General features: G+C 42.8%; 11 protein-coding genes. 3 read left to right on the top strand and 8 right to left on the bottom strand.

The features are described from left to right. Positions 1 to 264: 264 nt before the first annotated feature. From ABIB50_RS13965 to ABIB50_RS13945, 5 genes are all read right to left on the bottom strand, one after another. Complete coding sequence (locus ABIB50_RS13965; RefSeq protein ID WP_429380429.1) at positions 265 to 849, bottom strand: TIGR00730 family Rossman fold protein; 585 nt, start codon at positions 847 to 849, stop codon at positions 265 to 267. Positions 850 to 903: 54 nt separating this feature from the next. Further along, positions 904 to 2,373, bottom strand: coding sequence for an IMP dehydrogenase (gene guaB / locus ABIB50_RS13960; protein ID WP_429380427.1), 1,470 nt, complete (start codon positions 2,371 to 2,373; stop codon positions 904 to 906). A 348-nt stretch (positions 2,374 to 2,721) separates the two neighbouring features. Beyond that, the gene (locus ABIB50_RS13955) at positions 2,722 to 3,999 is read right to left on the bottom strand and encodes a M16 family metallopeptidase (protein ID WP_429380425.1); all 1,278 of its coding nucleotides are present in this window, start codon (positions 3,997 to 3,999) and stop codon (positions 2,722 to 2,724) included. A 25-nt stretch (positions 4,000 to 4,024) separates the two neighbouring features. Next, on the bottom strand, positions 4,025 to 4,393 hold the full coding sequence (locus tag ABIB50_RS13950; protein ID WP_429380423.1) for a four helix bundle protein: 369 nt from the start codon (positions 4,391 to 4,393) through the stop codon (positions 4,025 to 4,027). Between the two features lie 49 nt (positions 4,394 to 4,442). Then, positions 4,443 to 5,678, bottom strand: a complete 1,236-nt coding sequence (locus ABIB50_RS13945; protein ID WP_429380421.1) for a M16 family metallopeptidase — start codon at positions 5,676 to 5,678, stop codon at positions 4,443 to 4,445. A gap of 112 nt (positions 5,679 to 5,790) precedes the next feature. On the opposite strand from ABIB50_RS13945, the gene ABIB50_RS13940 reads away from it, so the two are divergent. From ABIB50_RS13940 to ABIB50_RS13930, 3 genes are all read left to right on the top strand, one after another. Beyond that, positions 5,791 to 6,339 (top strand): hypothetical protein, encoded by a 549-nt coding sequence (locus ABIB50_RS13940; protein ID WP_429380419.1) that lies wholly within the window; start codon positions 5,791 to 5,793, stop codon positions 6,337 to 6,339. 1,048 nt (positions 6,340 to 7,387) lie between these two features. After that, positions 7,388 to 7,942 (top strand): hypothetical protein, encoded by a 555-nt coding sequence (locus tag ABIB50_RS13935; RefSeq protein ID WP_429380417.1) that lies wholly within the window; start codon positions 7,388 to 7,390, stop codon positions 7,940 to 7,942. 17 nt (positions 7,943 to 7,959) lie between these two features. Further along, positions 7,960 to 8,751, top strand: a complete 792-nt coding sequence (locus ABIB50_RS13930) for a hypothetical protein (protein ID WP_429380415.1) — start codon at positions 7,960 to 7,962, stop codon at positions 8,749 to 8,751. A gap of 65 nt (positions 8,752 to 8,816) precedes the next feature. On the opposite strand, the gene ABIB50_RS13925 is transcribed toward ABIB50_RS13930, so the two are convergent. The 3 genes from ABIB50_RS13925 to ABIB50_RS13915 all read right to left on the bottom strand — a co-directional run bounded on the left by ABIB50_RS13925 (position 8,817) and on the right by ABIB50_RS13915 (position 12,016). After that, positions 8,817 to 9,161, bottom strand: coding sequence for a phosphoribosylpyrophosphate synthetase (locus ABIB50_RS13925; RefSeq protein ID WP_429380413.1), 345 nt, complete (start codon positions 9,159 to 9,161; stop codon positions 8,817 to 8,819). A 105-nt stretch (positions 9,162 to 9,266) separates the two neighbouring features. Continuing rightward, on the bottom strand, positions 9,267 to 10,724 hold the full coding sequence (locus ABIB50_RS13920) for a dihydrolipoamide acetyltransferase family protein (protein ID WP_429380411.1): 1,458 nt from the start codon (positions 10,722 to 10,724) through the stop codon (positions 9,267 to 9,269). Between the two features lie 44 nt (positions 10,725 to 10,768). After that, complete coding sequence (locus tag ABIB50_RS13915; RefSeq protein ID WP_429380409.1) at positions 10,769 to 12,016, bottom strand: competence/damage-inducible protein A; 1,248 nt, start codon at positions 12,014 to 12,016, stop codon at positions 10,769 to 10,771. Positions 12,017 to 12,018: the final 2 nt, after the last annotated feature.

Genomic DNA, 12,018 nt, shown 5'->3' with positions numbered 1-12,018 from the left:
TTTATAATCCAAACAAGAGAAACGCGTTTGTAACTTTTTTGTTGCAAAATTTAGAAACGTAACTAAGATTTTATCAGCTCGTATAAGCAGTATCTAAATCCCCTATCCATGATAATTTTAACAATAGTTTATTTGTGCAAACGCTTTAATTTATTACGGCGTGTTTAGCTTTTGGTTTTGACCCCCTAAATACCCATTAACACTTGCTACGTGACTGTGCCTGTTTTAGGCGCAGTCATTAATTTAAGCTGATTTGTAGTTCTTTTAAGAAAGATTTCTGTCCCTGAACCAGACCTCATCCGGTTCAATTTTTACATTTTCCATCAGGTCTACCAGTTCAATCGCATCTGCCGATGTAATGACTAACTGGCGGTTTACAGGTTTAAGAAAACGCTGTTCAACCATTACGTCCATTTGCTTTAACAGGTTATCGTAAAAGCCGTTAACGTTTAATACACCTACCGGGTGGTGGTGCAGGCCCAACTGAAGCCAGGTTAATACTTCAAAAAATTCTTCCAGTGTGCCAAATCCACCGGGCAGCATAATTATACCATCGCAAAGATCGTTCATCATTTGCTTGCGTTGGTGCATGTTCTCAACAATGTGCATTTCGGTTAAGCAGGTGTGGCCAACCTCTTTATCCATCAAAAACCCGGGGATTACACCGATAGCTTTGCCGTCACGTCCTAATACTGCGTCGGCTATCAAGCCCATTACGCCTACCTTTCCACCGCCAAAAACGAGGGTGATGTCTTTACTCACCATTACTTCGGCCAGCAGTTCTACAGCTTCCTTCAATACCGGATCGCCGTTGTAATTGGCTCCGCAGAATACGCAAATGGATTTCATGTATGAATTATTGATTTATTGAATTATAGAATTACTGAGTTAATAAATCGATAATTAACGTGTATAATTCGGTGCTTCTTTAGTTATTGTAATATCGTGCGGGTGTGATTCGCGGATACCTGAGGCTGTTATGCGTACAAATTTGGCTTGCTGCAGGGCTTCAATGTCTTTGGCACCGCAATACCCCATACTGGCTCGAAGGCCGCCTACAAACTGGTATATCACTTCTGAGAGCGTTCCTTTATAAGGTACACGCCCCACAATGCCTTCCGGCACTAATTTTTTAATATCATCCTCTACATCCTGGAAATAACGATCCTTCGATCCTTGCTCCATGGCCTCTATCGACCCCATACCACGGTATGATTTAAAACGTCGGCCCTCGTAAATAATGCTCTCACCCGGCGATTCTTCAACGCCTGCGAATAACGAGCCTGCCATGATCGTACCTGCACCGGCCGCTATAGCCTTGGCAATGTCGCCGGTGTGTTTAATACCGCCATCGGCAATAACCGGAACGCCCGTACCTTTTAAGGCCTTAGCACACTCGTAAACCGCATATAACTGCGGAACGCCTACACCGGCAATAATCCGGGTAGTACAAATAGAACCCGGGCCAATACCAACTTTAACTGCATCAGCTCCTGCATCAGCTAAGGCTTTGGCCCCATCGCCTGTTGCAACGTTACCTGCAATAACCTGCAGATCGGGATATCTAGCTTTTACTTCTTTTAGTTTATCAATAACACCTTTGGAGTGGCCGTGCGCGGTATCAATAGCGATAACGTCAACACCGGCTTTAACTAAGGCATCTACCCGTTCCATTGTATCGGCAGTAACACCAACTGCGGCGCCTACGCGTAAACGGCCATGCTCGTCTTTACAGGCATTGGGGAAGTTTTTAAATTTTTGGATATCTTTAAAAGTGATCAGGCCGATCAATATGCCATTATCATCAACAACCGGCAGCTTTTCAATTTTATGTTGTTGTAATATTCCTTCGGCTTGCGATAAGGTGGTACCTTTTGCAGCAGTGATCAGGTCGTCCTTGGTCATCACCTCCTGAACAGGCTTGCTCATATCTTTTTGGAAACGCAAGTCGCGGTTGGTGATAACACCTTTCAGCTTGTTATCCTCACTAACTATCGGAATGCCGCCTATTTTAAACTCGCGCATTATTTTAACGGCGTCGCCTACGGTTGATGCTTCATGCAGCGTAATCGGGTCCTGGATCATTCCGCTTTCTGACCGTTTTACTTTGCGCACCTCATCAGCTTGTTTATCAATGCTCATGTTTTTGTGCAGCATGCCTAAGCCGCCGGCCTGGGCCATGGCGATAGCCAATTGCGCTTCGGTAACGGTGTCCATAGCGGCTGATACCAACGGTACGTTTAACCTGATATTACGGGTTAAGAACGAGCTTGTGTTAACATCACGCGGTAAAACTTCTGAATAAGCCGGGAGTAGTAATACGTCATCGTAGGTTAAACCTTCGGCAACAAATTTTGATGGGTCTGACTGCATAGCAAATAATTATTTGGAGGTATTATTTGCCGGGCAAAGCTAACAAATTATTTGAGATTTCGGAAGTCTGTGTTCGGAATTGTTTGAGATTTACAATCACGTGGCAATCCCTTGTTTCATTTTACGAAAAGGTTAAACAAATGAAACAAGTGAAACAAGATCCCGACTTAATTTAATGATAATTAATACTTTAGCAAAAATCAGTGAAACAAAATGAAACAACTTTTACGTCAGTATTTTCACGTATGGAATCTATTTAAAATACTAATAATCAACAAACTAAAAATCAGGCGTTTTTTGTTTCAGGGTGAAACAAGATAAACTAGCCTGATCTTTAATTCTTGTTGCTTAATATTTACCGACTATCACCTTATAGAACCCACTATAATCCAAATAACGGTTAGCCAGCTCCAATAGTTCTTCCGCCGTTACATTTTTTACCACGTTGGTATAACGCCCATAATATTCATAACCGATGCCCGAGAAGTACAGGTTTTTAAATTTGTCGGCATGCGAGAATACATTCTCCAGGCTACCCAGTAAGGAGCCTAACATATAGTTCCGCACCAATGACAATTCCTCAGCCGGTATCAATTCGGTTTTTAACAGGTTGATCTCTTTTTCGATTTCTACAGTAGCAGCTTTGCAAACATCCGCGCCAACCTCGGTAGCAATAAACAAGGCCCCACCCTGCTTATAAGACGTTATGCCGGATCCAATCCCGTAAGTGTAACCTTTGTCCTCCCGGATGTTATTCATCAGCCTGGAGCCAAAATAGCCCCCTAAAACGGTATTTAAAACCTGCACAGCCGGGAAGTCGGGATGCTCACGGTTAATAAAAGGTGTGCCCATGCGGATGGCAGACTGCAGCGCTTCTGGCTTTTCTACATAATAAAAGCGGTCGGCAGCGCGGTTTGCTTCCGGTTGTGTAATATCTGCAGGTGTTGCTAAGTTCTCCCAACCATCGCCAAAAGTACCCACCAACAAATCAAGCGCCGGTTGTTCAACCTTGCCGGCAATAATAATAGTACAGTTTGATGGCTGGTACATCTGTTTAAAATGCGTCGCCAGGTCATCACGTTGCAGGCTGTTATAAGTATCCAATTCGGGGATCAAACCATAAATAGTATCGCCATAAACTGCCTTATTGAACACACGGCGGGCAATCACATCATTTTTTTGCAGGTTTACCTGTAGTTTTTGCTGTTGGTTGCGGATAAACGTTTCCAGCTCCTTTTGCGGGAAAATGGAATTGGTTAAAATATCCTTAACAACCGGCAATGTTTTATCTAAATGCCTGGTTAACGAGTATAATGTAACCAATGATTGCTCAAAACCATAATCAACAGAAAGGAACGCGCCGTAAAAATCGATCTTATCGGCAATCTCCGCACCTGTCAAACTGGTGGTACCGTCAGTAAGCATGGTATTGGCAGCAACGTTTAATAACGGCTTCGCCGGATCAAAACGCAGGTTGTTAAAGATCCATTCTATACGCACCAATTCCTGGTCGCCAGAGTTAAAGCAGAAAATATCGCAGCCATTTGCAAGCTTCGTCTGATCTGGTTTTAATAAATTTATATTTTCAATTGCCTTAAATTCAGGCGCCATTGTTCTGTTTATCATTTGGTTAGTCATTGGTCATCGGTCATTAGTCATTGGACATTTTACCGATGAATTTTATATATGCGTTTAATTTGATATGTACCGTTTCAAGCTTGCTTATTAGTGTTTGATATTGATCTTCGGTTATAAGATTACGGGTATAGGATTTCTTTATCCAGCTTTTCGTTTCAATTAATGATCCCCTACTGAAATAACAAAAATTCTTGTTTTCTTTATAATGATATCTCCCAAACCCTTCGGCAATATTAGCGCTAATTGAATCAGCCGCTCTTGTTAATTGCTTACCTACAGTATCTTTTGTAAAATAATCCCATGTAGCCACTATGAACCATATCTCGTCAGCAAATGTTTCTGACAGTGTATATATTTCTAAATCTTCTAATCTATTACTCATTCAAACTAATAAATAATACAACTAATGACCAGTGACTAATGACAAATGACTATTCAGCTAAATATATAAGGGTAGAGGAATTATCTTTTCTGAAAAGCTTATTAGCTTCTTCTTTTATCTGCGCAGGTGTTACTGCTAAAAACTTCCCGGTTTCACCATTAAGCAACTCGGCATCACCTAATAACTCATAATAGGCCAGGTTCATCGCTTTGTCTAACAATGACATTTCAGAGAATATCATGGTCGATTCGGTTTTGTTCTGCACCTTGGTTAGCTCATCGGCCGGTACTTCGTGTTCTTTCAATTGTTCCACCTCTGCCCATAAAGCGGCTTCTGCCTGCGCTACAGTTACGCCTTCGGTTGGCTTACCTTCCAGCACAAACATGCCTTTATCCAGGCTGCCAAATACATAAGCATGCACCTCGCTAAACAATTGCTTATCCTTAACCAGGTTACGGTACATCCGCGATGAGTTACCGCGTGACAGGATATCAGACATCAGCTCGACCGCATAAAATTCCTGCTCCCTCCTGCCCGGCATCTGTAAAGCTATGTACACATCATTCAGCGGCACTTTAGCGCTAACCGTTTCACGGCGCTCTTCGTGCTGCTCGGGCTCCTGCGGTAAATTACGGTGATATTTTTCGCCTGCCGGAATCGGTCCAAACCATTTTTCGGCCAGTTCCTTAACCTGCTCCAGCTTTACATCGCCGCCCACAACCATAATAGCGTTTTGCGGGTTGTAATGCTTTTTAAAGAAGGCTTTTACATCTTCTATCTTCGCATTTTCTATATGCTCGATATTTTTGCCGATGGTGTCCCAAAGGTATGGGTGCTTTTTATAAACCATTGGCCTTAATCGCAGCCACACATCGCCGTAAGGCTGATTCAAGTAACGCTGTTTAAACTCCTCGATAACAACTTTACGCTGTACTTCGAGGCTTTCTTCGCTGAAGGCAAGGCTTAGCATCCGATCGCTCTCCAGCCAAAAGGCTGTTTCTAAATTGGCCGATGGCAGCGTGATATAATAGTTGGTAATATCGTTACTGGTGAAGGCGTTGTTTTCGCCACCCACCTGTTGCAATGGGCCGTCATAGTTGGGGATATTTACCGAGCCGCCAAACATAAGGTGCTCAAATAAGTGCGCAAAGCCGGTTTGCTCCGGGTTTTCATCGCGGCTGCCAACATCATACAAAATGTTAACTACGGCCATTGGGGTGGTATTATCTTCGTGAACAATAACCCTAAGGCCATTATCCAGTGTAAATCGGTTGAATTTAACCATGTATATGTTAGTCGTTATAAAAGTAGTGAGCAAATGTATGATTTTAGATAAATTGTAGCAGTCAGGACAGGGTTATTTTTTATTTTCGTTTTGTAAAGCAAATCAGCGGATTATGGATAAAGCCGAACTCATCAAACAAATCACCGCCAGTATTGGCAAGGTAAAAGTGTTGGGTTTAACTAAAATACTGAACGAGCAGCAATTTGATCTGCGCGACCTGATAGCTGTTACATTTCACCACGATAAAGATGTTGCCTTCAGGGCCACCTGGTTGCTGGAAAACGTATTCCTGCAAAAACCCGAAACATATTTGCCGCAATTAGAATACCTGTTATCGGGTATTAATAAGGTAAAGCACCCGGGGCCGCAAAGGCATTACGCCAAAATAGTGATGCATATTACCAACGCTGATGCCCCTCAAATTATAAAAGATAAAGTAGCAACACTGGATTTTGAGCCGGTGGTTGAGCAATTATTCGACTGGATGATAGACCCCAAAGTAAAAATAGCTGTGAAAGTTTTTGCCGCCGAAGCCTTATTTAACCTGCGCCGCCGATATGATTGGATCCAGGACGAATTGAAAAATCAATTACGATTTTTGATGCGGAACGGTAGCGCGGCGATACAGGTTAGGGGTAAGAAATTGTTAAAGGAACTTTAAAGAGTTATCGGATTTAGTATAACTATTTATAAATTTTGTTATCCGAAATTATGGCTATTAGAAAGACTTAAAAGCCATCGGCTCGAAACATATTGTAGCCCCGGGTTTCAACCCGTGGTGAACAAATCTTAAATCTTGTCGAGTGCCGTAGGTACGACGCATATTTATACGGACCGAACCTACGGCTCTTTGTAATATTTCTTTTTTTCACTACCACGGGTTGAAACCCGTGGCTACAATATAGGTCGAGGCTACGCCTCTATTGATTAAATCTTTCGAACACTCCTATTGGATAGCCGAAGAATTGAAAAATCAATTACAATTTTTGATGCGGAACGGCAGCTCGGTTATACAAAGCAAGGGGAAGAAGTTGTTGAGGAACTTTAAAATGATATCGGATTCGGCTTTTCAATTGCGCATTTTGAAGAGACTTAAGAGCCATCGGCTCGAAACATATTGTAGCCCCGGGTTTCAACCCGGGGTGAACAAATCCCCCATCTTGTCGAGTGCCGTAGGCACGATGCATATTTATATGGGCCGAACCTACGGTTCTTTATAACATTTCTTTTTTCAATACCACGGGTTGAAACCCGTGGCTACAATATATTTCGAGGCTACGCCTCTATTGATAGATCTTTTCTGTTTATCCAGATTTCAATCGCTTCCATACTGGGATTGCAAATCTAACAACAATTTAGTCCGGATTTACATCGCGGACTTACGGAAAGCTTTGCCACCGAAGCGTTATTTAACCTGGCCACCGATATTGACTGAATAGCGGAGACTGGCAAACCAGCTACAGTTTTTTAATGTGTGATGGTAGCCCGGCTATACAGGTTAGGGGAAAGAAATTGTTGAAGGAACTTTGAAAATATCGATTTCGAATTAGGTCTGTTGGATAAAACTGAAGTACACACTTGTATAGCGGTATCTGCAACATCCCTTTCTATGATTGCTTGATTTTTATTTTATTTTATAATTTAGTTTAATTTCATAATTAATGTGGAAATTTATACCATTAATTAAATATTAACTTAAACTTTACATCATGAAATCTTTAAAAAATCGGTATCCCATCTGTATGGGATCATCGAACGCTCTAAAAGTTATCTTATTTCTAATTGCCTTATCTACTTCCACCGCTTTTGCGCAGGGCGTTACTTCTTCAACTCAAACCTCTACCACTTCAACTCAGAGCTTAACTGCTTTAGCACAAAGTTCTACTTCCTCGTACTCGATGAGTGAATATATGGAGGAAAATGAAACTCCCGATGAGACTGAATATGTTTCCGATACTTTTGGTGGTGCGCAAACTCGCAGCTGGATAGTAGCGCAAAACAAATTTTTTTTGTGGACAATTTGGGCGCTTGACACAGTAAATGGGGATATCTTTACTGGGATACAGGCAGCAAATATAAGTGTAATTCGCGAGGGTGCATTATTAATTGGCGACCTCGTAGTAACAGGTAAAACCGGTTATGGCGTATGGCAAGCCAGTAGTGAAGTTTCTGTTAGCATAGCTTGTGAAATAAGAATAACAGCGTGGGCTGGAACACCACCTTTCGGCAGTGGGTATTTTAGATCACATACTCATAGGCTATAAATTATATTCAAGATTATATGTTGAAAATTAAAGCGCTACTGATTTGCTTTACCGCTTTTACCCTCAAAAGCTTTTCCCAGGATGCCGCAAACGCCGGTGGTAAAAACAAGGAGGCAATTATTGTATACAAGATTACCTTTAGTAAGGCTGGATACAAGATGACTATAGCAGATACCTTATTTGTTAGGAATTTTTTTGTTTTAGAACCGATAAGGGTAGATTTCGAAAACAGTGAAACCAGTAAAAGTACCGGGATCACTAAAATAACATCATCGGGCCGGAAACTCCAGTGGTATTATTTTACAGATTTGTCAAAAATGATGGGAATGGGTTTTAATGTTGAAACGCAACTTACGCGTGAAAACATTAAAACCTTTACAACTAGCTCCAAAACATTAGGATACGGGTTATCTGCAGAGCCTTTTTTTTCAAACAATGGATATCTCATCGATGATTATATAAAAGGTAAAGACACTATCTATAACGGGCAAAAATGCTTTATTATAAAAGCGAACAGGAAAATATCGTTCATGGCTAATTCTTCTAAAGAGGAATTACTGTTGACAAGGATGATTATTAATCCGGGGATGAGGGACCAAAATTACCCCTTTATCAGTAATGTCATAACCCAGCATTTTGGTGGTGCCATAATGTTCGTTGAATCCAGTTACCAAAGCGGCATGAATTATACCCTGGAATTAGCGTATAAGCCCGCACTAACACCGGCATATCGAAAACTATTCGACAAATACCAATCGCTATATTTTGCTAATACTGCATTACTTGATCAGCTAAAAAAAACTGATTAGTATTTTTCACCCTAAAGGGCGGGACTTTTATTTAAAAGCCCTCCCCTTTAGGGTTGGGTGGGGCTTTACGCCGATGGCCTGTCGCTGCCGTGCAAATTTTCACTCACCATGTGGTGATGCAGCTTTGCCTGTATAGCCGATGAGCTATCATCAGCATAAGTACCGTAAGCGTTTACAATAATTCCTTTTAGATTATACTTGGGCGAACTAACCGCGTAAACAATCGACATATCGGCCGGGTTGCTTTGGCCCTCGAAACGATAAAACTCATCTATCGAGAAATCATCAGCAGTCATATGTATATCCTGTGATTTATCGTCTATGGTGTCGCCTTCCAGGCTTAGGTTGGCAGTATATCCTCTTTTCATCAAATCATTAGTGGCATCCACTAAGGTTTCGTAATTTTCCATGGTAGTTGTAGTTTAAGTAACGGGCAGCTCAACGCGGCCTCTATTTGCTTAAACTAAAAAACGAGCAAGGTTGTTTGGAATGTTAAGAAGATTTTTAGAAAGGATCTATACTTCCTTATCGGCGTCCCATTTTTCAAGGTAATGCGCTATCCGGCTTAAAAATGAGCCACCCAATGCGCCATCTACCACCCTATGGTCATAGGACAGCGACAGGAACATCATATGCCTTATAGCAATTACATCACCCTCGGGCGTTTCAATAACGGCAGGCTTCTTTTTAATAGCGCCTACGGCCAGTATAGCTACCTGTGGCTGGTTAATAATAGGCGTACCCATTACGTTGCCAAATGTACCTACGTTAGTTATGGTGAAAGTACCGTCCTTAACGTCGTCAGGCTGCAGCTTACCCGTACGGGCCTTAGCGGCAAGGCTGTTAACCGCTTTGGTAAGGCCAAGCAGGTTCAGCTCATCAGCCTGCTTAATAACCGGTACTATCAGGTTACCGTTTGGCAAAGCGGTTGCCATGCTGATGTTTATAGCGGCTTTTTTAATGATCTGTGTACCATTAACGGTAACATTAACCATCGGGAAGTCTTTTATAGCTTTTACTACAGCCTCGATAAATATAGGGGTGAAAGTAATTTTTTCGCCCTCGCGTTTTTCAAAACTGTTTTTAATTTTCTCGCGCCACAATACCAGGCTGGTTACATCAGCCTCGACAAACGAGGTAACGTGCGGCGAGGTATGCTTGCTCATAACCATATGGTCGGCTATTAAGCGGCGCATCCTATCCATTTCAATTATTTCGTCAACCAGCGGTTTTGCCGGTTTGGCAGACGCTGTATTTGGCGCTGCCGGTTTTGGCGCTTCGGGCTGAGCCGGTTTTGCTTGTGCAGGTGCTGCCTGTTGTTGTGAAGCTGCAGGTTGTTGTGGCACCGCTGGTGCAACAGGTGCCGCTTGCGGCTGTGGAGTAACTACTCTATTGCGGAGATAATTTAACAGGTCATCCTTGGTTAAACGCCCCTCCGATCCGCTGCCCGGTATACCGTCCAACTCGGCAACGCTGATGTTTTCCTGTAAGGCGATATGTTTTACTAAAGGCGAATAAAATCTTGACTCGCTCTTTACCAGTTCTGTTGATGGTGGTACCGCGCCGTTTCTTTGTGTAAGCTGTTCCATACCGGGTATGTTTGGTACGGGTTGTGGCGCTGGTGGCTGATAAGTTTGCTGTGGCGCGGCAACAGGTGCCGGTTGCGGTGCGGCTACCGGTTGAGGTGCCGGAGCGGCAACAGGCTGTGGCGCCGGGGCCTCTTTTTCAGGTGCGTCTGTTTCAATAATGGCTATAACAGCCCCTACCTGTACAACTTCATCCTCTTTGCAAAGTTGTTCAACTAACCTTCCTGCCACTGGTGACGGAACTTCAGAATCGACTTTATCAGTAGCAATTTCCATTACTGCGTCGTCTGCTTCAATATAATCACCCGGTTTTTTAAGCCATTTAATTATAGTTGCTTCTGCAACACTTTCACCCATCTTCGGCAACAACAGCTGATATTTAGCCATACAATAAAATATAGTTCTTTGGTCAAAATTAGATAAAAGATTGCTTACTTCTCAACATCCTTGAGTAAAGTATTCAACATAAATAATGCGCTTGTAGCACTCCTTTCAATATTTTGCTGCCTTTTAGAGCCAAATGTGAATTTCTTTCTGACAGTTTTTTGAGCGCAGGCCACCGCTATCCAAACGGTGCCGACAGGTTTATCAGGCATTCCGCCGTCTGGGCCGGCAATACCGGTTACGGCAATAGCAAAGTCTGATTTAAAATTACGCAGCGCACCTTCCACCATTTCAACAACGGTTTCTTCGCTTACCGCACCATATTGTAGCAGCGTATCGTGTTTAACATCCAGTATGCTTTCCTTTAGTTCGTACGAATAAGATATAGCTCCGCCAAAAAACACTTTTGATGAACCGGCATGCTGCGTAAACAGGTGCGATATATAACCGCCGGTACAACTTTCGGCAACCGAAAGGGTTAAGCCCTTTTGGGCCATATAATTTAAAATGGCTTTTTCAAGCGGGATGTCTTCCGCGGCAACTACAAAAGCGCCTACACGCTCAATAAGTTTTGATGCGTATTTATCAATCTCCTGCGTTAAGGCGGCTTCATCGGCTCCCTGCCCGCTTAAACGCAAACGTACCTGGCCCAGTTTTGGCAAATAAGCCAGTTTGATGTGTGCAGGTAATGAATCCTCAATATCAGCAACGCGTTCTGACAGGTAAGATTCGCCCTCGCCTACTGTTAAAATGGTTTTATGAACGATATACGGCAGTTTAAATGACGCCTTTAATTTTGGTATCACCTCCTCCTCCATCATGTACATCATCTCGAAAGGTACGCCCGGCATAGATACATAGATCTTGCCATCAACATTAAACCACATACCCGGCGCGGTCCCGTTTTTGTTGACAATCACCTCGCAATTAGCCGGCACCTGCGCCTGCAGCCGGTTAATTTTAAGCATGGGCCGGTTGTATTTTTCGAAGATCCCGAGCACGTTGTTTAAAGCGCCTTCATCTTCAACCATACCTACTCCAAAATATTCGGCAAGGGTATTTTTGGTGATGTCATCCTTTGTCGGGCCAAGCCCGCCGGTAATTAAAATCAGGTCTGCTCTTTCGGCAGCTTCTGCCAATGCCGTAAGGATATGCTGCTTATCGTCAGACACTGAGGATATTTGCTTAACACGGATGCCTGCATTGTTTAGCTGCTGGGCCATCCAGGCCGAATTGGTATCAACAATCTGCCCTATTAATATTTCATCGCCTATAGTTATTATCTCTGCAAGCATTG

This window comes from Mucilaginibacter sp. UYCu711 (assembly GCF_050433825.1).
Classification (GTDB): Bacteria; Bacteroidota; Bacteroidia; order Sphingobacteriales; family Sphingobacteriaceae; genus Mucilaginibacter.
This window is presented reverse-complemented; position numbering and strand designations above follow the sequence as displayed.